Origin of the sequence: Paeniglutamicibacter sulfureus (assembly GCF_030512175.1) — a bacterium.
Taxonomy (GTDB): domain Bacteria; phylum Actinomycetota; class Actinomycetes; order Actinomycetales; family Micrococcaceae; genus Paeniglutamicibacter; species Paeniglutamicibacter sulfureus.
The window spans coordinates 1,104,336-1,125,197 of record NZ_JAULBL010000001.1; the positions used below are offsets into that span (position 1 = coordinate 1,104,336).

Below are 20,862 nucleotides of genomic sequence, written 5' to 3' on the forward strand. Positions count from 1 at the left end.
TGCAACCCTCGCGGCACTATGACGCAGCTCATAGCATCGTCTCCATCGCAACATGCTTTCGAAGGAGACGGACATGACCGAAGAGAATGCCAGCACCGCGGCCGGGCAATGGCTCCGCGAGCTGGAACGCGCACTGGAAGCGGGCAACACCGAGGCGGCGGCAGCCCTCTTCGGCGGGGAATCCTACTGGCGGGACCTGTCGGCGCTGACCTGGAACCTGCACACCTCCGAGGGCCGCGGGGAAATCAAGGACATGCTGGACGGGGTCGGGCCCGACGCCTGGCCGCGGGACCTCTCCCTGGTCTCGGCCACCGAGGGCGACGGCGTGATCGAGGCCTGGTACACCTTCACCAACAAATCCATCGACGGCAAGGGGCTGCTGCGGCTGCGCGACGGCAAGTGCTGGACGCTGCTGTCCACCGCCCAGGGCCTGCGCGAGTTTCCCGAACCGGCGGGGTCGCTGCGCGAACGCGGGGCCGACCACGGGTCCGAGATGACATCGGAGAACTGGCTGGATCGGCGCAACCGGCACACGGCGGAATTCGGCATCACCGAACAGCCGTACGTGCTGGTCATCGGCGGCGGGCAGGGCGGCATCGGGCTCGGCGCCCGGCTCAAGCGCCTGGGCGTCCCCGCCCTGGTCATCGACAAGCACCCGCGCCCGGGCGACCAGTGGCGCTCGCGCTACCACTCGCTGGCCCTGCACGACCCGGTCTGGTACGACCACATGCCCTACATCCCCTTCCCCGACCACTGGCCGGTGTTCACCCCCAAGGACAAGATGGGCGACTGGCTGGAAAGCTACACCCGGCTGATGGAGCTGGACTACTGGTCCAACACCGAGGCCACCTCCGCCGTCCACGATCCTGACACCGGGGCATGGACCGTCCAGGTGATCCGCGAGGGCCGGAAGCACACCTTGAGCCCCGCACACGTGGTGATCGCCACCGGCATGTCGGGGATCCCGAACATCCCCTTCTTCGAAGGCCAGGACGTCTTCGGCGGGGAACAGAACCACTCCTCGACCCACCCGGGCGGCGAGGCCTACCGGGGCAAAAACGTGGTGGTCGTCGGCGCCAACAACTCCGCCCACGACATCTGCGCGGACCTCTATCAAAACGGCGCCAAGCCCGTCATGGTGCAACGCTCCAGCACCCACATCGTGCGCTCGGAGTCGCTGATGAACACCGTGCTCGGGCCGTTGTACTCCGAGGAGGCGCTGGCAAACGGCATCGACCACGAGACCGCGGACCTGATCTTCGCCTCCATCCCCTACAAGGTGCTGCCCGAATTCCACCGCCCGGCGTTCGAGAAGATCCGCGCGGACGATGCGGATTTCTACCAGGGGCTCGCCGATGCAGGCTTCGACCTGGACTTCGGCGACGACGATTCCGGGTTGTTCCTGAAGTACCTGCGCCGCGGCTCGGGCTACTACATCAACATCGGCGCCTCCGAACTGGTGGCCGACGGGTCGATCGCCCTGGCCCACGGAGACGTGGCGCATTTGACCGAGGACTCGGTGGTGCTCACCAACGGCACGGTGCTGCCGGCCGACGCGGTGGTCTATGCCACCGGCTACGGCTCCATGAACGGCTGGGCGGCCAGGCTCATCTCCCAGGACGTGGCCGATGCGGTGGGCAAGTGCTGGGGCCTGGGCTCGGACACCACCAAGGACCCGGGTCCGTGGCAGGGCGAGCTGCGCAACATGTGGAAGCCGACCCGCCAGGAAAACCTGTGGTTCCACGGCGGGAACCTGCACCAGTCGAGGCACTACTCCAAGTACCTGGCGCTGCAGCTCAAGGCACGCTTCGAGGGCATCGACACCCCCGTCTACGCGCTGGCCGAGACTCACCACAGCTCCTGATCCGGCGCCAGGGTGCCCCGCCGACCCCGGATTGTCGGGGCCGCGGGGCACAATGGTGGTGTGAGTCCCACCCACCACGATCCGGACCAACCCCAGCTGCCGCTTGATGGGGCATCGACCCGGCCTCCGGCACCGGCAGACACCCGCGCCCCCGCCGATGCCCCTGCCAACACCGGCTCCGTCCAACGCGAGCTTGAGGCGCTGCGCATTGACAACTTGCGGCTGCGCAAGCTCTTGTCCCTGGGCACTGCCGAGGCACGGGCCGCGGCACCCTCCCAGGCCGAGCTCGCGCTGCGCCCCTCGGGCCCGGTGACCGCCAGCTCCCCGGAGGCCGAGAAGATCCGGCTCTACATGGACCTGTTTCGCGCCCGCACCGATGTCTTTGCGCTGCGCTGGGAAAACGCGGCGGAGGGAAAGTCCGGCTGGGTGCCGGCGGTTCCCGGGGGCTGGCGCAAATGGATGGACCGGGACAATACGAACTACACCAGGCTCACCCCGGCCGAGGTCGAGGCCCACCTGCGGGGCACCCAGCACATCGGGCTCTACCCGTTGACGGCGCGGGACAGCTGCTACTTTGTGGCCGCGGACTTCGATGGGGACGCCGCGATGCTCGATGCGCTGGCCTACCTCAAGGCCGCGCGCTACCGCGGCATCCCCGCCGCCCTGGAGGTCTCCCAGTCCGGGCGCGGGGCGCACGTGTGGATTTTCTTCGCGCAGGAGGTCTCTGCCGAGTCCGCGCGCTCCCTGGCCAGCTCGCTGCTGCACGAGGCCATGGGCATCAGGGGCTCGATGTCGTTGCGCAGCTACGACCGGCTTTTCCCCTCCCAGGACCGGCACACCGGCAAGGGCATGGGCAACCTGATCGCCGCCCCGTTGTCCGGCAGGCGCCGCAAGCACGGCACCACGCTCTTTCTGGACACCTCGACCCTGGAGCCCTACGAGGACCAATGGGCGTACCTCTCGGGCCTCGGGCGGGTGAGCCCCGGGGAACTGAAATCGCTGCTGCGGTTGCTGCCGGCACCGGTCACCGGGCGCAAGACCCGCCTGGAGGTCCCGGCCTCCTCCAAGATCTCCCCGCGACCCGCCCCGATCGTCAATGCCTCGATCGCTGCACGCATCACCCTGCGCGCCACGGACCTGGGCCCGGCCATGGTCACCGCGCTGAAGCACGCCGCGGCCCTGCCCAACCCCGACTTCTACGAGCGGCAGCGCCAGCGGCGCTCCACCTGGGGCATCCCGCGCTTCCTCACCAGCTACGACGAAACCCTCGAGGGCGACCTTATCCTGCCCCGCGGGTTGCTGCCCCGGCTGGAGGAACTCGTTCAAACCGCCGGCAGCAAGCTCAGGCTCACCGACCACCGGGTCGTAGGGGAAGCAGCAGACTTCGCCTTCACCGCGACGTTGCATCCCGAGCAGCAGCGGGCGTTCAATGCGCTGGCGGCCCGCACCCACGCGGTGCTGGTCGCCGCGCCGGGCAGCGGCAAGACCGTCATGGCCTGTGCGCTGATCGCGGCCAAGTCCGTCTCCACGCTGGTGCTGGTGGACCGCAAGGCGCTGGCGGACCAATGGCGCGGCGAGATCCTGACCTTCCTCGGCGAGAAATCCGGCCAGATCGGCGGCGGGAAGTCCAAGACCACCGGCCGCATCGACGTGGCGCTGCTGCCCACGCTGGCCCGGCGCAAGAATGTTGCGGAGCTGACCGCCGGCTACGGGTTCGTGGTGGTCGATGAATGCCACCACGTGCCTGCGGCCGCCTTCAGCCAGGTCATGAACCAGGTCTCGGCCCGTTCCTGGCTCGGGCTCACCGCCACCCCGTACCGACGCGACGGGCTGGAGGAGCTGATCTTCCACCAGCTAGGCACCTTCACCCACGAGTTCGCCACGGCCCGCCACGGCGAACTGCCGCAAAGCGCCGCCGAGTTCCCCGCTCCCGCCCTGCAGCTGCGCCTCCACGACACGGCGTTCGACTACGACGGGGACATCGACCCGAGCGAGCCGGGCGGGATCACCCGGATCTACAAGATCCTCATCGAGGACCGAAACCGCCTGGCCCAGGTCGCCGGCGACGTCATCGAGGCGCACGGAAAGGGCCGGCAAATCCTGGTGCTCTCGACCTGGAAGCGGCATCTGCAGCTGATTGCCGAGGAGTTGCGCGGCGTCGGGCTCGACCCGATCGAGCTCACGGGATCGCTGAAGACCTCCGAGCGGCGGGCCGCAATGGAGCGGATCAACTCCACCCCCGAGGACGAAGCGCTGCTGGTCCTGGGCACCGGGTCGTTGATCGGCGAGGGCTTCGACTGCCCGCGCCTGGACACGCTCTTCCTGGCCGCACCCGTTTCCTTCAAGGGACGGCTCGTCCAGTACGCCGGCCGGGTCACCCGGCCACACCCGGGCAAGGCCACCGCCGTGGTGCACGACTACGTCGATGTGCTCACCCCGGTGATCGCCCGCGCCTACGACAAGCGCGCCGGCGGGTACCGGGACCTGGGGTTCGCGACCGAGTCCAAGAACCGCTTGCCTTAAAGCACCGTTGGCGGTTGTCGCGGGGCGAACCCCGGACAACCGCCAACGGCTGATTCACGTGCCTGGTACTACTTGATTTGGCCCGGCAGCCCTTCGTAAGCCACGTTGCCGGTCTTGAGGTTCTCGCTGATCAGCTCGGGCAGCGCCTTAAGGAAGGATTCACGTTCGGTCACCACGTTCTTCATGGCGCCGTCAACATTCTCCTTGGTGATGGCCGGCATGATGTAGACGGGCTTTGCGTTGACTTCCTCGCCCTTGGCCAGCTTGACTGCCACGGCCAGTCCCGCGGCCATTTCCACCGTTCCGTGCTGCAACGAAGTACCGATGAAGTCACCCTGCTTCACGGCTTTCAGTCCATCCTCGATGCCATCGATGCCCACGATCGGGACGCCCTTGATGCCTGCTTCTTTCAATGCCTGCAAGGCTCCGAGCCCCATGTCGTCGTTCTGCGAGATGACGCCGTCGATGTCGTCGCCGAATGCAGAGATCCAGTTCTTCATCTTGTTCACGGCCTCGTCGCGCTTCCAGTTGGCGGTGTCTTTCGCCAGCACCTTGACGTCCGGGTACTTGGCCAAGACCGAGTCGATGCCCGCGCCGCGGTCGATTTCCCCTGAACCACCCAACGGGCCCTGCAGGATCACGACGTTGCCCTTGCCGCCCAGCTTATCCATCATCATCTGGGCTTCCTGGGCACCGGCGGCGACATCGTCCGGCTGCACCGACCCGTCAAGGGCATCGTTCTTCAGCGATGCGTTGACATCGACGAAAGGGATGCCTGCTTCCTTGGCCGCGGCAACCTGCGGCTGCAGCGAGCCGGCCTGAACGGGGTTGACCAGGATCGCGTCGACGCCTTGGTTCACGAACTGGTCAACCTGGGTTGCCTGCGTATTGACGTCGAGGTTGGCCGAGTTCCACAGGATCTTCACATCGTTGGCCGCGGCGTATGCATCGATGCCTTCCTTGCCCTGGGTCACGAAGGAGGACATGTCGTAGACGCTCACGCCCACGGTCAGCTGCTTGTCGGACGAGCCCGCTGCGCCGGCGGCATTCGGGTCGCCTGCTCCGCAACCGGTGAGGACCAGGGAGGCCACGCCGAGTGCGGCCAGGGAGGTGGTGATTTTCTTGAGAGGACGGATCATCGTTGACACTCCTGAAAGGGGATTCGAAAGGTGGGAAAAGGTGAAACGTGGAACGCTATTTGCGGTGCTTGGAGGCCCAGACGTCGACGGCCACGGCCGCAACAATCAGGATGCCCTTGATGACGTCCTGCCAGTAGGCGGGGACGACCAAAAGGTCGAAGCCGTTGTTCAGTGTCTGGATGAGCAACAGGCCCAGGGCGGTGCCCCAGATGCTGCCGCGCCCGCCCATGAGCGAGGCACCGCCAATGACCACCGCGGCAATGGCATCAAGTTCGTAGCCCGAACCCAGGTTCGGCGCCCCCGAAATCACGCGCGAGGCAATCATGATTCCGGAGAGGCCGGCCAGCACGCCGCTGATGGCGTACACGCTGAGCAGGATCCGGGAGCTGTTTACGCCGGCGATTTCGGCGGCCAGGCGGTTGCCGCCCACCGCGTAGACCCGCATGCCATAGGCGGTGCGCTTCATCACGATGGCAAGGCCGATGATGCTGACAATCATGAGGATCACCGGGATCTTCATTCCGAGGACCTCAGTATTCGCGAATGCCCCGAAGCCCGCCGGCAAGCCGTTGATCGGAGCGCCGTTGCCGATCACGTAGGCCACACCGGAAGCCAAGGTCATCATGCCGAGGGTTGCGATGAAGGGCGGAACCTTCATGTAGGCCACCACCAAGCCATTGATCAGGCCGGCCACCATGCCCACCACCACTGCGGCGAGCAGGGCCAGCCAGATTTGGCCTGGGTTTGACTTGGCGACCAGGGCGCCAGCCATGGCGCTGGCGGCAATGACACTGCCGACCGACAGGTCGATGCCGCCGGTGAGGATGACCAGGGTTTGTCCCAGGGCGATCAGGGCGAACGGTGCCGCGGCGACGAGGATGGTGACCAGGTTTTCCGGCGTGCCGAAGCGTGCGCTGCGATAGAGGAAGAACACAATCACCAGCACCATGACCACGACCATGGCATTGTCGATGAGCAATTGCCTGAACCAGGCCCCGCTGAAACGGGCCGGGCCCAACGCGGTCGCTGGGGCCGTTTCGGCCATTGTGGCGGCCTTGGCCGGCTTAGTCGTTAACATTCGGGGTGTCCTTCTGCGAGTCGGCTTCCTGCCCGGAAGCAAGTCTGAAAATGCGGTCCTGTATATCGGGGGCGGACAGTTCCTCGCGGGAGAGCTCGGCGGCGAAGGCACCGTCCCGCATCACCATGGTCCGGTGGGTCAGCGAGAGGATCTCGGGCATATCGGAGGACGCCATGACCACGGCCATGCCAGCCTGGGCGAGTTCGGTGATGATCCGGTAGATCTCGTTGCGCGCGCCCACGTCCACGCCCCGGGTTGGTTCGTCGAGCAACAGCACGTCGACCTTTCCGGTGAGCCAGCGGCCGAGGACAACCTTTTGCTGGTTGCCGCCAGAGAGCTTTTCCACCGGCTGTCCCAGTGTGCGGCGGCGCAGCCGCAGCGAATCCATGACCTCGGTGGCCGTTTGCTGGCGCGAGCGGCCGTGGAGCCAACCCGCGGTGGAAAACGCTGAGAGCCGCGGCAGGATCGTGTTGTCGAGAATCGACATGCCCATGACGGCGCCGGCGCCCTTGCGGTCCTCCGGGACCAGGGCCATGCCGGAAACGATGGAGGCAGCAGGGTTGGCCAGGCGCACCTTGGAGCCGGAGACTGTTACGGTTCCGCCGTTCGGGGCACGCATGCCGAAGATGGTCTCAATCAGCTCGGTGCGTCCTGCGCCGACCAGCCCGGCCAGCCCCAGGATTTCCCCGCGTCTCACGCTCAGGCTGACCGGCGCTCGGTCTCCGACGCCCAGCCCGCTTACCTCAAGCAGCACCTCGTCGGCGTGCGGGTGCACCTGGGGGAACAGGTCCTCGAGCTCGCGGCCGATCATCGCCCGGACGATTCCATCATCGGTGATGTCCGCAATGAGCTGGTCCTCGACCAGGTTTCCGTCGCGCAGCACGATCACGCGGTCGGCCATGGCCCGGATTTCTTCCATCTTGTGGGTGGTGAACAGCAGCGCGACGCCGTCTGCGCGGAGCTGTCGGACGACCGCAGCGAGGCGGGCCACCTCCTTTTCGGCGATGGCGCTGGTCGGTTCGTCGAGCAACAGCACCTTGGCCCCGCGGGTGGTCGCCTTGGCGATTTCGATGATCTGCCGAATGCCCACGGGCAGCGATCCCATTTGGGCGTCGGGCGAGATTTCCAGGCCGAACGTCGAGAGCATCGCTCGGGCCCCGGAACGCATGGCCCGGCGCCTGAGGAATCCGCCGCGGCGCAGCTCCCGCCCGATGTACAGGTTCTCGTACACGGTCATTTCAGGAATGGAAGCCAGTTCCTGAGGCACGATGGCCACGCCCAGCTGGTTGGCGGCCTGCGGATTCCCGACCGGCAGATGCGTCCCGGCCACCTCTACGATTCCGTCATCGGCCCGGTACTGCCCGGAGGCAATCTTCATCAACGTGGACTTGCCCGCACCGTTTTCTCCGGCCAGCGCAGTGACCGTGCCGGGCTCCAGGCTCAGGGTGATGCCCTTGAGCACCGGGACGCCGGCAAAGCCCTTATGGATGTCGACGCAGCCCAGCGCCCCGGGGGCCGCGCTCATGCGCCGTTCCCGGGACGGATCATGGTTTTCAGGCTGATGGAGGCGGTGGATGCCAACAGCGCGGCTTCGACCTCGTCGAGCCCGAAGCCGCCGGTCACCAGGCCGTCCAGGTCCACGCGCCCGGTGCGCACCAGGTCGATGGCGGTCGGCCACGTGTTGTTGTAGCGGAAGATGCCGGTCACGACGAGCTCGCGGTTCTGGATCAGCGGGATCGGCAGGGCAATTTCGTCTGCTCCCATGCCCACCAGCACGGCGACACCGGCGGGGGCCAGGGCCTCGAGCCCGGCGCGCACCGCGGGGGTGGCCCCGGAGCATTCGAGCAGCACGTCCATGCCGAGGCCGCGCAATTCGGCGTCGTCCGCGATGGCGTCCAGCACGCGGTCGGCCCCGAAGGCGAGCGCCTGGGCCCGGCGCTCAGCGTCAAGGTCGCTAACGATGACCTCGGTGGCCCCGAAGGCGCGGGCAACCTGCAGGGCGATGATGCCGATCGGACCAGCACCGGTGACCAGCACGCGGGAACCCGCGGTGATCCCGGCCTTGCGTGCCGCAGCGATGCCCACGGATAGCGGTTCCATCAGGGCGGCCGCGTCGTCGCTGATGTTCTCCGGCACGGCAAAGGCGAAGTGTGACTGGATGGTCACATATTCGGCGAAGGCCCCGTCAATCGGCGGCGTCGCGTAGAACTCCATGTGCGGGCAGAGGTTGTAGGCACCGGACATGGTCTGCTTGCTGGTCGGCGAGGGACGCTGGGGTTCGATCGAAACCCTTTCTCCGACACGGGCCGGATCGACGTCCGCGCCCACCGCGACGATCACGCCGCCCGCTTCGTGGCCCAGCACCAAGGGCGATTCGACCACGAAGTCGCCAATGCGGCCTTCCTTGAAGTAGTGGACGTCCGATCCGCAAATTCCAACCGAGCCAACACGGACCAGTACTTCATCGGATGCCGGAACCGGGACCGGACGGTTCTCGACTACGACCTCGCCCGCTTGGCGCAAAACGCTGGCGCGCATCTCGGTGGGCAGTGGTTCGCGCATGATTTGTGCTTCCTTCTTCTGGTTGCTTCGACGGCGACTCGCCCGCCTCAGGTGCGGCGGTGGACCGTGACGACTGGCACAAGTATCTAACACGTTTACACAAGTGTGCAAGTCCCATGCTCATGTGAGCAAATGTAAGCTAGTCTGGAAATCCATCTTCCAGAGGAGTCTCCTTGGCACCCATCGGCCCCGACGAACTCGTGCGCCTGGCCCATATCGCCCGCGAACACTACATCGCCGGCAAGACCCGCGTTGAAATCGCGGAGGAACTCGGCTTGAGCCGATTCAAGGTGGGACGGCTGCTCGACGATGCGGTGAAAAACGGGATCGTCACCTTTGAGATTTCCGTCCCCGGGCCCGTCGACGTGGAGCGCTCGCTGGAACTGCAACGGCGCTACGGCCTCAAGCGTGCCGTCGTGGTGCGGACCCCCACCGACTCCGCCGAAGCCGTCCAGGAGGAGCTGGGCCGGGTTGCGGCCCAGCTGCTGGAGGAAATCGCCACCGCGGACGACGTCATCGGCATGACGGCAGGGCGAACGCTCGGCCAACTGGCCCGGTCGCTCGGCGCCTTGCCACCCTGCGAGGTCGTCCAGCTAGCAGGGGTCGCCGGCCCTCTCCAGGCCACGGGCGTCGAGGTCATCCGGCGTGTCGGCGAGGCCGCGAATTCCCGGGGCTGGACCCTCTATGCACCGCTGATCGCCTCGGATGCCGAGTCGGCCGCCGCCATCCGGCGGCAGCACGACGTACAACTGACCATGAACCAGTTCAGCCGCGTCACCCTCGCGCTCGTTGCCATCGGAAGTTGGTCTCCTCCGGATTCGCAATTTTTCGACAACCCGGCCATCACCGCGGACGACCATGCGCTGCTGGTTGAGCACAGGGTCCAGGCCGATATCGGATCCATCCTCATCGACCGCGACGGCGGACTGGTCAATGACATCCAGGATCGCTGCATCGCCATCGGGGCTGAGGCCATGGCCAACATTCCCGAGGTGATCGGCGTCGCCGGAGGGGCGTCGAAGGCTGCCGCCGTCCGCGCGGCCCTCGACTCGGGCCTCATCGATTCGCTGGTTACCGACCTTTCGCTCGCCACCCGACTACTGGAGAACCACGCATGAGCCGCACCGTCATCGCCGGAATCGATTCCTCCACGCAGAGCACCAAGGTCCTGAGGGTCGACGCCGAAACCGGCGAAATCTTGAGCAAGACTTCCGCCCCACACCCCGACGGTACGAGCGTCAACCCGGAACGCTGGTGGGAGGCCCTGGCATCGCAGGGGGACCTGGACGACGTCGCCGCCTTGTCGGTCAGCGCCCAGCAGCACGGCATGGTGGCGCTGGATGCCTCCGGAACCCCGGTCCACGACGCGCTGCTGTGGAACGACACCCGCTCGGCCCCGCAGGCCAAGGCGCTGCGCGAGGCGTTGGGTGCGGAGTCCTGGGCCAGGGAAATCGGCATCGTCCCGGTCCCCTCCTTCACAGTCACCAAGTTGGCCTGGCTCGCCGAGAATCATCCCGAGTTGGCCGACCGGGTCGACCAGGTCATGCTGCCCCACGACTGGCTGACCTGGAGGCTTGCCGGGCGCCCCGAAACCGCGACGACCGATCGGTCCGACGCCTCCGGCACGGGCTACTATTCCGTGCCCGAGGGCCGGTACCGCGACGACATACTGCGACTGGCCTTCGGCCGCTCACCTCGCCTTCCCCGGGTACTGGCTCCGGCCGAGGCCGCGGGAAGAACGTCCTCCGGCGCCCTGATCGCCGCCGGCTGCGGGGACAACGCCGGCGCGGCCCTGGGGCTGGGCTTGGTGCCCGGCGAGGTGGTCATCAGCATCGGAACCAGCGGAACGGTCTTCGCGCCGTCGGCGGCCCGCATCCAAGATCCCAGCGGAGCCGTGGCGGGCTTCGCGGACGCCACGGGCCACAACCTGCCGCTGTTGGCCACGATCAATGCGGCCCGGACCCTGTCCGCCAGCTCCCGGATGCTCAACGTCGACCTGGACGAATTGGATGCCCTGGCCTCTGCCGGAGCCCCCGACGCCGGCGGTCTGACGTTGATTCCCTACCTAGACGGCGAGCGAACCCCGGACCTGCCCCACGCAACGGGCACCATGACGGGCCTGACCCGAGCCAACCTGACCCCCGAAAACATGGCCCGCGCATCTGTCCTTGGGCTGTTGTGCACGCTGTCCGACGCGCTGGAGAGACTGCGTGCCCAGGGAGTCAGCGCCAAGCGCATCGTGTTGATCGGCGGCGGCTCAATGTCCCGGTCCGTGCGTCGCGCGGCCGCGGAAATTTTCGACACCGAAGTGGTCGTTCCACCGTCGGCCGAGTACGTGGCACTCGGCGCCGCCCGCCAGGCCGCTTGGGCGCTGAGCGGGGCGACCGAACCGCCCACGTGGACCCGCTCCACCGAGCAGACCTATGAACCCACCGGCGCATCATGGGCCGCCGAGGTTCGCGGGCGCTTCACTGCCGCTCGCATCGCCACCTATGGCATCTAGCCTTTCCGAAGGGAAATACATGACAAACGCCTCGCCGGAACGATCCGGCCATGAATCGACGACGCATTTCGATGTGCAAGCCATCCTCTTCGACCTCGACGGGACTCTCATCGATTCCACCGTCGCCACCGAGCGTGCCTGGACCTCCTGGGGCGGACTGATGGGGCTCTCCGGCTATCGGCATACCGTCCATGGATTGACGGCGCAAAGCCTGGTCAACGAACTCATCGCGGAATCGCGCCGGGCCGAGGCCCTCGAGCTGATTGCACGCCTGGAGATCCAGGACACGGACGGAATTCAAGTGAAGGACGGGGTTCGGGAGTTGCTGCAGAGCCTTCCGGCCGAATCCTGGACGATCGTGACATCCTGCACCAGCGCGCTGGCCGCGGCCCGCATGGGCGCAGCCTCCCTGGGGCAACCGGAGCACATGGTCACCGCTGACCAGATCACTACGGGCAAGCCCTCCCCCGAGGGCTTCCTGTTGGCGGCCGAACGGCTGGGTGTGGACATCGCCCGTTGTCTGGTCGTCGAGGACGCACCCGCCGGGATCAGCGCCGGGAAGGCCGCAGGTGCCGGAACATTGGCGGTCACGGGAACGTATGGCTCCAATTCGCTCGACGCCAACGTCGTCGTGGAGTCGCTCAGCCAGATTGCAGTCTCCCGCACGCCTATGGGGACGCTGCGGGTTTCCATCAACAACTAGCACCCTGACGCGGTGTGGCCCTCCCGACGCCCATAGCCAAGGATCGAAAGGGCCACACCACTTTTGTTTGATGGCTTGGAGCGCGACCTAGCGCAACGGGTTGAAGTGCCGCATGATGGCCGGGGTCGATTCCCCGGTGATCGAGGCGGCAAGCATCTTGCCGGTCAGCGGCCCCAGGGCCACTCCCCACATGCCGTGGCCGCCGGCGACATGCACGCGCGAGGATCGGGTGGCCCCGATCAGCGGCAGCCCGTCGGTGGTGCAGGGACGGGATCCGACCCATTCCTCCTGGCGGTCCTCCCAGTTGATGCCGGTGAACAGCGGGGAGGCCGCGGCGACGATGGCCTCGATGCGCTTGGGCTCCAGCGGGTGGTCGGCGTCGCGGAACTCCATGGTCCCGGCCACCCGGAACCTGTCCCCCAGCGGGGTGCAGGCCACACGCTGGGCGGGGAAGTAGATCGGGTGCGTCGGCTTGACCTCGGGGACCACGGTGAAGGAGTAGCCGCGCCCGGCCTGGACCACGCGCTTGACGCCGAACTTCCGCGCGAGCTTGCCCAGCCAGGCGCCGGTGGCAATGACCACCGCATCGGCACCCTGGATCCGGCCCTGCGCGTCCACGACCTCGACGCCATGGGCGTGTTCAATCACGTCGGCGACCTCGAAGTCCGTGACGATCTCCCCGCCGCGGGCAATCACCGAATCGGCCAGCGAGTCCATGAACTTGGGCGGGTTGATGAAGCGCTGGTGGTGGATCGCGACACCCGCCTGGACACCGTCCCCCAGGGTCGGTTCGATGTCACGGATTTCCGCCGCGCTCATCAGGTCGAATTCGACCTCGCCGCCGGCGGCGCGGATGCCCTCGAATTCGTGGAGCAGCCCGTCGCGGTCCTTGAAGTTCTTGAATCCGGTCAGGAAGGGCTCGGCCGGGCGGGTGGGTTCCACCACGCCGGTCCCCAGCGTCGCGGTGCCCCCGTCGTTGGCCGGGACGCCGGTCCCATTGACGGAGCCCGCCTGCCCGATCCTGCTGATGGTGCTGCCCTCTGAGATCTCGTCGAAGGCGTCCAGCCCGGTGGCGCCGATCTCACTGAAGACGGCCATGGCCTCGCGCCACTTGCCCGGGGTGCAATGCCGGGCAAAGCCCAGCAGGAAGCGGATCAGCGAAGGCTTGGCGGAGAGCGGGATGTAGAGCGGGGAGGCCGGGTCGAACATGGTCTTCAGGCCGTAGGTAAGCACCGAGGGTTCGCTCAGCGGCAGGGTCAGTGCCGGGGTGAGCCACCCGGCGTTGCCCCAGGAGGAACCCGCGGCCACGCCGTCCCGGTCCAGGATGGTGACCTTGACGCCGCGTTCCTGCAGGTACCAGGCGGTGGACAGGCCGACCATGCCCGCACCGATGACGACCACATGTTCCGGACTCGTTGTGCTCATTTCACGCTCCACTCTCTTGCTTGCCGCTCACCCGTCGGCGGACGTCGCTGTCCGCGTGTGGTGCCCGGCCGAATTGCCGATGTTAAATGTCTGGGTTCAATGTCTGGGGGGGGTGGCCGGAAGTGCGCCGGAGGGTGCGGGCACCCTCCGGCTGTGCTCCCCCGCCACGGGGTCGTGCGGATGGAACTGCGGTTTAGACGTAGTCCTTGTACTTCTCCAGGTGGCGGACCGGGGTGGAGAGCGCGTCGCGGCGGAACGGGTCGCCCAGTTCGCGGGTGCACATGATCTCGATGACGGTGGTCTTGCCGTCGACCATCTGGTTGTTCAGGGCTTCCTTGAGTGCCGCCCCGACGTTTTCCAGCTTGTCCACGACGATGCCCTCGGCGCCCATGCTGCGGGCCATCTCGGCGAAGGATTCGCCGTTGTCCAGCTCTCCGGCGATGAAGCGGCGGTTGTAGAACTCGACCTGGTTCTTCTTCTCCGCGCCCCACTGGCGGTTGCGGAAGACGATCGCGGTGACCGGCAGGTCGTGGCGGACCGCGGTGAGGACCTCGCCCATGCTCATGGCCCAGGCGCCGTCGCCCGCGTAGGCGATGGCCGGGCGGTGCGGCGCCGCGGCCTTGGCACCGATCATGGTCGGCAGCGCGTAGCCGCAGTTCCCGAAGGACATGGGGGCGAAGAAGCTGCGCGGCTTCTCGAAGCGCAGGTAGCTGTGCGCCACGGAGTTGATGTTTCCGATGTCGGTGGAGATCATGACGTCCTCCGGCATGGCCTTTTCAAGTTCGCGCAGCACCTGGCGCGGGTGCAGCCAGTTGCCCTCTTCGCCTTCGGCCTCGGCGATCACGTCGAGCGAGTACTCGTCCTGCTCGTGGGTCCACTCGGAGAGCTCCTGCTCCCAGGCTTCCTTTTCGGCCTTGATGTTCGCTGCGCGTTCGGCTTTGGTCGCATCCGATGCCAGTTCGATGCCCTCGAGACGCTTGGAGAGCTCAATGGCAACCGCCTTGGCATCGCCGGTGATTCCGACCGCGATCTTCTTCACCAGACCGAGCTTGGTGTGGTCCGCATCGATCTGGATGATCTTGGCCTCGGTGGGCCAGTAGGCCTGGCCGTACTGCGGCAGGGTGCCGAACGGGCCGAGCCGGGTGCCCAAGGCGATGACGACGTCGGCCTCGGAGATCAGCTTCATGCCAGCCTTGGATCCCTGGTAACCCAGCGGGCCCGCCCACAGCGGGTGGCTGGCCGGGAAGGAGTCATTGTGCTGGTAGCTGTTGACCACCGGTGCACCCAGGCGCTCGGCCAGGGCCTTGGCTTCCTCCACACCGTCTGCCATGACCACGCCGCCGCCGGAGACGATGACAGGGTTCTTGGCGGTCTTGAGCAACTCGATGGCCTCGTCCAGGGACTTGGTGCCACCTGCACCGCGGTCAACGCGGCGCGGGGCGGGGATCTCGGTGATGGATTCGCCGTAGAAGTAGTCGCGCGGGATGTTCAGCTGCGTCGGACCGTTTTCGCTCATGGCGCGGTCGAAGCAGCGGGCGGTGAATTCGGCCATGCGGTTCGGGTGGGTTACGTGGCCCTGGTACTTGGTGAATTCCTGGAACATCGGGAGTTGGTTGGCCTCCTGGAAGCCGCCCAGGCCGATGGTGTTGGTTCCGGCTTCCGGGGTGATGATGACGACCGGGCTGTGTGCCCAGTAGGCGGCGGCGATGCCGGTGACGCAGTTGGAGATGCCCGGGCCGTTCTGCCCGATGACCACGCCGTGGCGGCCGGAAGCGCGTGCGTAGCCGTCGGCCATGTGGGCGGCGCCCTGTTCGTGCACGACGGGTACCAGGCGGATGCCGGCCGGGGCGAAGATATCCATGGCGTCCATGAAGGCGGAGCCCATGATGCCGAAGATGTCGGTGACGTCGTTGGACACCAGCGTCTCAACGAAGGCTTCCGACGACGTCATCTTCTGCGCGCCCTGGACGACCTCGCGGGATGTGGCCTTTTCAGTCATTACAAGTCTCCTTCGGGGATCAAGACCTCGCAATCGCGAAAAGTCTCAAAAAATGATTCGAACTGCTCCCAAAAACGGGATTGATGACAAAGCTATGCGACTCACGTCACATCAGTCAAGCCCCTATTCCATTTATTCTTCGTCCTGATACGATTTATTGAAACTTCGTTCATCGGCAGATTGGATCGATCATGGAAAATCTCACGGAACCGGAGCTCGGGCCCGCGGGCGCTGTCCAGGGAGAAACACCGGCCCTGCGCCTGTTCGCGCTGCTGGAGTTGATCACCACGCGCGACCAGCTCTTCACCTTGCAGTCGCTGGTGGACCAAACGGGACTTCCGAAGCCCACGCTGCACCGCATGCTGCAACAACTCGAAGGCGCCAACCTGCTGACCCGGCAGTCCGACGGCAGGCATTACGGCACCGGCTCGCGCATGCGCCGCATGGCCGAGGACGTGCTGCTCAATGACACCCGGCACGGCACGCGGCACGCCATCCTGCGGGGCCTGGTCGATGAGATCGGCGAGAGCTGCAACATCACCGCCCTGTCCGGCAACGAGGTCATCTACCTCGACCGCGTCGAGACCAACGAGCCCTTGCGCGTGCACCTGGGCCCCGGATCCCGGGTGCCGGTGCATTGCTCGGCCAGCGGAAAGCTGATCCTTGCCCAGTTCGGGCCCACCCAGCGCGAACGCGTCCTGGCCACGGGACCCCTGCAACGCTTCACGGCCCACACGCTCACCGACAAAGCGGAAATCGAGGCCGAACTGGCCCGGATCCGGATCGACGGATACGCCGAGGACCGCCAGGAATACCTGGACGGGCTGGTTTGCCTGGCGGTGCTGGTTCCCAATCCGGCCGGGCGCTCGAACCTCTGCATCGCGGTGCAGGCCCCCATGATGCGCAAGAGCTCGGAGGACCTGCTCAAGTTGCTGCCCGCACTTCGCCGAGCGGCCGAGAGCATCTCGCGCATCGAAGACCACGCGGACCTGGGTTCCCCGGAGTCCGAACCCATCGCGGCGGGATGGTGAGGGAAATGAACCCGGAAGCCACCCCCCTCGCGCAGCAGGAATTGGTCTCCGTCCGCGAGACCTTCGGCATCGACAGCGACCTGCGGGCCCCCAAGTTCACCGAAACCTCGGACCACGTCCCGGCCATCGACCCTGCCTACCGGTTCAACCCGGATGTCACCGTGGCCATCCTCGCCGGATTCACCCACAACAGCCGGGTCATGATCCAGGGTTTGCACGGCACGGGAAAATCCACGCACATCGAGCAGGTTGCGGCGCGGCTGAATTGGCCCCTCATGAGGGTGAACCTCGATGGGCACATCAGCCGGCTCGACCTGGTCGGCAAGGACACCGTGGTGATCCAGGACGGCCAGCCGGCCACCAAGTTCCAGGAAGGCGTGGTTCCCTGGGCCATGGTCCAGCCCATGGCCCTGGTCTTCGACGAATACGATGCGGGGCGGCCCGATGTCATGTTCGTGGTCCAGCGGCTGCTGGAACGCGACGGCGGATTCACGCTACCCGACCAGAACCGCGTGATCCGCCCCCACCCGCACTTTCGGCTCTTTGCCACGGCGAACACCGTTGGACTCGGAAACCTCAACGGCCTCTACCACGGGGTGCAGCGGCTGAACCACGCCCAGCTGGACCGGTGGAACATCGTTGCCGCCCTCGACTACCTTCCGGTGGACGAAGAGGTCCGGATCGTTGCCTCCCGTGTTCCCGAGCTGGCACGAACCCCTGCCGGACTGGAGCTGGTTCGGTCCATGGTGGACGTTGCGAACCTCACCCGCGACGGCTTCGCCGCCGGGGACATCTCCACCCTGATGTCACCACGCACGGTGATCACCTGGGCCCAGAACGTTTCCATCTTCCGCGATCCGGCACTGGCCTTCAGGCTCTCCTTCGTCAACAAGTGCGACGAGGCCGAGCGCTTCATCGTGTCCGAGTACTACCAGCGTGCCATGGCCACCGAACTCGACGAGTCCTACGCACTCGTTCCCGTCGGGGCCTAGGGAAGCCGGGCACGCCATGAGTGCAGCCCAGGCCCCCGCGCGCCGCGCCCAGGAAATCAGGGAACTGTGCGGAGCGTCCCTGCGCGCCCTCGGCGCCGATCCGCGGCTCGAACTGCTCGGTTCCCGCCCATACCGCGGCACCGTCGTGCTTCCGTTCAATGCCCCGCACCTCTATCCGCCGGCGGCAGGGGCCGGCTTCACGTCGTTTCGCGGTGCCGCCGATGGGATGGCCCTGCGCGTGCTGCATTCGGACACCGCCGCGCACTTGGCCCTGCTCCCGCACTCCCCCAGTGCCAGGCTGGTCTTTGAAGTGCTGGAACAATTCCGCTGCGAATCCCTGGCGACCCTGCCAGGGGTCATCGAGAATCTCCGGGCCCGGCACGTCGCATGGTCCAAGGAATACATCGCCTCCGGGCTGACCGAAACCGCCCTGGGCATGCTCCTCTACACGATCTTCCAGGTGGCCCGCTCGCGGATCAGCTCGGAGCCGGTGGTCCTTGAATCCGAGGACATGATCGAGGCGACCCGAGCGAACCTGTCTTCGACGCTCGGCCCGTTGCTCCCGGGCCTTCGCCGGTACAAGCACGACCAGGCCGAGTTCGCCCAGCATGCGCTGCTGGTCGCCGAACTTGTCGCGGAGGCCGTCAGCGCCCTGGAATCCCCGGCACCTGCCCGCAAGGGCGCCAAGGAAAAGCAAGCCAAGGCGCCGGAGTTTTCCCTGCTGGTGGATGTCGAACACGATGCAGCTGCCATCGGGACATCCGGCAGCGCAACCAGCGGCGCCCTTGATTCCTCGCCCGAGGGATACACCGTGTTTACCCGCGCCTACGACAAGATCTCCCCGGCCACCACACTGGTGCGCGAGGACCTGCTTCGCAGCTACCGCGAGCGCATCGCCGCCCGGGTGCACACCGAGGCGGTGAACGTGCAGCTGCTGGCCAAGTCCCTGCAGTCGCTGCTCTGCGTTCCCGGGCGCTCGGACTACGATTCGGGCACGGAGGAGGGCCTGCTCGACGGAACCCGGCTGGGCCAATTGGTGGCCTCGCCCACCGAGCGCCGGCTGTTCAAGACCGAGCGCTTCGAACCTTCCGCGGCCGCGACCCTCACATTCCTGGTGGACTGTTCCGGCTCCATGAAGGAGCATGCGGAAGGACTCGCGGCATTCCTTGACGTGCTGGCTCGGGCACTGGAACGCATCGAGGTGCCCTGCGAGGTGCTGGGCTACACCACCGGCACTTGGAACGGCGGCCGGGCGCTGAAGGACTGGCGCCGCGCAGGCACCCCGCCGAATCCGGGGCGGCTGAACGAACTGAGCCACGTGGTTTTCAAGGATGCGGCGACCTCGTGGCGCACCGGGCGCCTGGGGCTTGCAGCGATGCTCAAGCCGACGCTCTACCGCGAGGGAATCGACGGGGAGGCCGTGCGCTGGGCCTTGGGCCGGCTCGGGCAGCGGGACGAGGAACGCAAGATCCTGGTGGTGCTCTCCGACGGCAGCCCCGCGGACGGCGCCACGGCAAACGCCAACGACGAGAACTACCTGCAGCACGACCTCGCCAATGTGCTGCGCGAGGCCGAGGCGGCCGGCGGCACCACGATTCTGGGGCTTGGCCTGGGACTGGACATGAGTCCGTATTTCAGGCGCAACGCCATCCTGGACGCGGGCCGGCTGGGCGGTTCGGAAACCGTGCGTGACCTGTTGGGCCTGTTGGAGCGCTCGTTGCGTTCAGTGCGCTGAACGGGGGGGGACCGCTCCGAGCGAAGAGATAGCGCGAAAAGGGGAACAGTGCGGGGCCGAAAGATTCGTTCGGCCCCGCACCGTTCCCTCACGACTTGTGGCGGGCGTTGTCTCCCGCCGTCGTACTACATCTGCAGCAGGAGCACCCCCGCGTAGCCAAGTCCGGCAATCAACGCCCAGGAACACATGGCCATCAGGATCGAGGCCCCCTTCGAGGCGAAAAGCTGGCGGATCCGCACGGCCGAACCCAGTCCGAAGAGCGCGGCGGCCAACACCACGTCCTGCACGATCGTCACGGCCTCCAGGACCTCGGTGGGTACGTTGAAGATCGAGCGCACCGCCACCAGCACCACGAATCCAATGATGAATCCCGGAACAATCGGCGGAAGCTTCAGGCCTTTTTCACCGTCACCGGCCCGGCCGTTGCGCCGGCTGATGATGCCGGCTGCGGCTACCATCGGGGCCAGGGTCAGCACTCGGGTGAGCTTGATGACGATGGCAATGGCCAGCGCGGATGCCCCGGCGGTCTGCGCGGTGGCAACGACCTGGCCGACGTCGTGGACCGAGGCGCCGACCCACTGGCCGAAGGCCTCCGGGCCCAACCCCAGCGGACGCATCAGCAGCGGCAGCACGGCAATGGCCAGGGTGCCGCACAAAGTCACCAGCGCCACGGGGATTACGGTGTCCTCGTCCTTTGACCTGCGCACCGCGCTCATCGCACCGATGGCGGAGGCACCGCAGATGGAGAAGCCGGTGGCGATCAACAGCGGCTGGTCTCCCGGCAAGCGGAACGCCTTGCCCAGCAGGTAGGTGCCGCCGAAAGCCAGCAACACGACCAGCACCACCACCCCGAAGGTCGCCCAACCCAGCTCAAGCACATCGACGATGCTCAGTTTCAGGCCCAGCAGCACAATGCCGGCCCGCATGAGTTTCTTCCCCGCGAAGCCCAGCCCCCTCTGCCAGGGCCCTTCCACCAGCCGGCCCGTCCCCGGGAGGTTTGCGGACAGGATGCCCAGCACCACGGCCGTGGTCATGACCGGGATCGAGGGGACGAGCAGGTGGACCAGGAAGGACAGCGGGACCACCACGGCGCAGACCGCCAGCCCGGCCCAATGCCCGGTGACCCAGGCGCGCGCGCGGGCCCGCCGGGTAGGTCTCACGGGAGCGACGGGCGTCGGTGCGCCGCCCCCGGTCGGAGGCCGCACTGCCGGCTCATGTGTTTGATGCACCATGAAGGTGGCTCCTTCGAAGAATGACATTGGCGTGGTGCGGCCGCACGCACCAGGGGATTCTCCCGTCGGGGGCTGC

Annotated in this window: 15 protein-coding genes; 8 read left to right on the forward strand and 7 right to left on the reverse strand. The window is 66.7% G+C overall.

Going from position 1 to position 20,862, the window contains the following annotated elements:
• Window positions 1–73: 73 nt before the first annotated feature.
• Together Q2T94_RS04870 and Q2T94_RS04875 are read left to right on the forward strand one after the other, a co-directional pair.
• Window positions 74–1,864: a flavin-containing monooxygenase gene (locus tag Q2T94_RS04870; protein WP_302263084.1), complete on the forward strand. Its 1,791-nt coding sequence runs from the start codon at window positions 74–76 to the stop codon at window positions 1,862–1,864.
• A gap of 60 nt (window positions 1,865–1,924) precedes the next feature.
• Window positions 1,925–4,387 carry a DEAD/DEAH box helicase gene (locus Q2T94_RS04875; RefSeq protein WP_302263085.1) on the forward strand — a complete coding sequence of 821 codons (2,463 nt, stop codon included), beginning with the start codon at window positions 1,925–1,927 and terminating at the stop codon, window positions 4,385–4,387.
• A gap of 68 nt (window positions 4,388–4,455) precedes the next feature.
• On the opposite strand, the gene Q2T94_RS04880 is transcribed toward Q2T94_RS04875, so the two are convergent.
• The 4 genes from Q2T94_RS04880 to Q2T94_RS04895 are packed head-to-tail and all read right to left on the reverse strand — an operon-like array spanning window position 4,456 to window position 9,166.
• Window positions 4,456–5,526 carry a substrate-binding domain-containing protein gene (locus tag Q2T94_RS04880; RefSeq protein WP_302263086.1) on the reverse strand — a complete coding sequence of 357 codons (1,071 nt, stop codon included), beginning with the start codon at window positions 5,524–5,526 and terminating at the stop codon, window positions 4,456–4,458.
• A 55-nt stretch (window positions 5,527–5,581) separates the two neighbouring features.
• Complete coding sequence (locus Q2T94_RS04885; RefSeq protein ID WP_302263087.1) at window positions 5,582–6,604, reverse strand: ABC transporter permease; 1,023 nt, start codon at window positions 6,602–6,604, stop codon at window positions 5,582–5,584.
• Window positions 6,591–8,129 carry a sugar ABC transporter ATP-binding protein gene (locus Q2T94_RS04890; RefSeq protein WP_302263088.1) on the reverse strand — a complete coding sequence of 513 codons (1,539 nt, stop codon included), beginning with the start codon at window positions 8,127–8,129 and terminating at the stop codon, window positions 6,591–6,593. Before Q2T94_RS04890 ends, Q2T94_RS04885 begins: the two co-directional genes overlap by 14 nt.
• The gene (locus Q2T94_RS04895; RefSeq protein WP_302263089.1) at window positions 8,126–9,166 is read right to left on the reverse strand and encodes an NAD(P)-dependent alcohol dehydrogenase; all 1,041 of its coding nucleotides are present in this window, start codon (window positions 9,164–9,166) and stop codon (window positions 8,126–8,128) included. Before Q2T94_RS04895 ends, Q2T94_RS04890 begins: the two co-directional genes overlap by 4 nt.
• Before the next feature lie 173 nt (window positions 9,167–9,339).
• Here Q2T94_RS04895 and Q2T94_RS04900 point away from each other — a divergent pair, with 173 nt between their 5' ends.
• The 3 genes from Q2T94_RS04900 to Q2T94_RS04910 are packed head-to-tail and all read left to right on the forward strand — an operon-like array spanning window position 9,340 to window position 12,372.
• Window positions 9,340–10,284 (forward strand): sugar-binding transcriptional regulator, encoded by a 945-nt coding sequence (locus tag Q2T94_RS04900; protein WP_302263090.1) that lies wholly within the window; start codon window positions 9,340–9,342, stop codon window positions 10,282–10,284.
• Complete coding sequence (gene xylB, locus Q2T94_RS04905) at window positions 10,281–11,669, forward strand: xylulokinase (protein ID WP_302263091.1); 1,389 nt, start codon at window positions 10,281–10,283, stop codon at window positions 11,667–11,669. The genes Q2T94_RS04900 and xylB overlap by 4 nt, the downstream gene beginning before the upstream one ends.
• A gap of 19 nt (window positions 11,670–11,688) precedes the next feature.
• Entirely contained in the window at window positions 11,689–12,372 is a 684-nt protein-coding gene (locus tag Q2T94_RS04910; RefSeq protein WP_302263092.1) for an HAD-IA family hydrolase, read from the forward strand.
• 87 nt (window positions 12,373–12,459) lie between these two features.
• On the opposite strand, the gene Q2T94_RS04915 is transcribed toward Q2T94_RS04910, so the two are convergent.
• Complete coding sequence (locus Q2T94_RS04915; RefSeq protein ID WP_302263093.1) at window positions 12,460–13,797, reverse strand: NAD(P)/FAD-dependent oxidoreductase; 1,338 nt, start codon at window positions 13,795–13,797, stop codon at window positions 12,460–12,462.
• 193 nt (window positions 13,798–13,990) lie between these two features.
• Window positions 13,991–15,796, reverse strand: a complete 1,806-nt coding sequence (gene xsc, locus Q2T94_RS04920) for a sulfoacetaldehyde acetyltransferase (protein WP_302263094.1) — start codon at window positions 15,794–15,796, stop codon at window positions 13,991–13,993.
• Window positions 15,797–15,987: 191 nt separating this feature from the next.
• Between xsc and Q2T94_RS04925 the strand changes: the two genes are divergently transcribed.
• Genes Q2T94_RS04925 through Q2T94_RS04935 form a run of 3 tightly spaced genes read left to right on the forward strand, consistent with a single transcriptional unit; the run spans window position 15,988 to window position 19,554 of the window.
• Complete coding sequence (locus tag Q2T94_RS04925; RefSeq protein ID WP_302263095.1) at window positions 15,988–16,827, forward strand: IclR family transcriptional regulator; 840 nt, start codon at window positions 15,988–15,990, stop codon at window positions 16,825–16,827.
• Window positions 16,828–16,832: 5 nt separating this feature from the next.
• Window positions 16,833–17,819, forward strand: coding sequence for an AAA family ATPase (locus tag Q2T94_RS04930; protein ID WP_302263096.1), 987 nt, complete (start codon window positions 16,833–16,835; stop codon window positions 17,817–17,819).
• Between the two features lie 16 nt (window positions 17,820–17,835).
• Window positions 17,836–19,554 (forward strand): cobaltochelatase CobT-related protein, encoded by a 1,719-nt coding sequence (locus Q2T94_RS04935; protein ID WP_302263097.1) that lies wholly within the window; start codon window positions 17,836–17,838, stop codon window positions 19,552–19,554.
• Window positions 19,555–19,679: 125 nt separating this feature from the next.
• On the opposite strand, the gene Q2T94_RS04940 is transcribed toward Q2T94_RS04935, so the two are convergent.
• Window positions 19,680–20,786 carry a YeiH family protein gene (locus Q2T94_RS04940; RefSeq protein WP_302263098.1) on the reverse strand — a complete coding sequence of 369 codons (1,107 nt, stop codon included), beginning with the start codon at window positions 20,784–20,786 and terminating at the stop codon, window positions 19,680–19,682.
• Window positions 20,787–20,862 lie beyond the last annotated feature (76 nt).

Bases quoted from the DNA above. Each gene is read 5' to 3' on its own strand.
- Q2T94_RS04870 (WP_302263084.1), top strand. From the start codon at position 74: ATGACCGAAGAGAATGCCAGCACCGCGGCCGGGCAATGGCTCCGCGAG.
- Q2T94_RS04880 (WP_302263086.1), bottom strand. From the start codon at position 5,526: ATGATCCGTCCTCTCAAGAAAATCACCACCTCCCTGGCCGCACTCGGC.
- Q2T94_RS04885 (WP_302263087.1), bottom strand. From the start codon at position 6,604: ATGTTAACGACTAAGCCGGCCAAGGCCGCCACAATGGCCGAAACGGCC.
- Q2T94_RS04890 (WP_302263088.1), bottom strand. From the start codon at position 8,129: ATGAGCGCGGCCCCCGGGGCGCTGGGCTGCGTCGACATCCATAAGGGC.
- Q2T94_RS04895 (WP_302263089.1), bottom strand. From the start codon at position 9,166: ATGCGCGAACCACTGCCCACCGAGATGCGCGCCAGCGTTTTGCGCCAA.
- xylB (WP_302263091.1), top strand. From the start codon at position 10,281: ATGAGCCGCACCGTCATCGCCGGAATCGATTCCTCCACGCAGAGCACC.
- Q2T94_RS04910 (WP_302263092.1), top strand. From the start codon at position 11,689: ATGACAAACGCCTCGCCGGAACGATCCGGCCATGAATCGACGACGCAT.
- Q2T94_RS04915 (WP_302263093.1), bottom strand. From the start codon at position 13,797: ATGAGCACAACGAGTCCGGAACATGTGGTCGTCATCGGTGCGGGCATG.
- xsc (WP_302263094.1), bottom strand. From the start codon at position 15,796: ATGACTGAAAAGGCCACATCCCGCGAGGTCGTCCAGGGCGCGCAGAAG.
- Q2T94_RS04925 (WP_302263095.1), top strand. From the start codon at position 15,988: ATGGAAAATCTCACGGAACCGGAGCTCGGGCCCGCGGGCGCTGTCCAG.
- Q2T94_RS04930 (WP_302263096.1), top strand. From the start codon at position 16,833: ATGAACCCGGAAGCCACCCCCCTCGCGCAGCAGGAATTGGTCTCCGTC.
- Q2T94_RS04935 (WP_302263097.1), top strand. From the start codon at position 17,836: ATGAGTGCAGCCCAGGCCCCCGCGCGCCGCGCCCAGGAAATCAGGGAA.
- Q2T94_RS04940 (WP_302263098.1), bottom strand. From the start codon at position 20,786: ATGGTGCATCAAACACATGAGCCGGCAGTGCGGCCTCCGACCGGGGGC.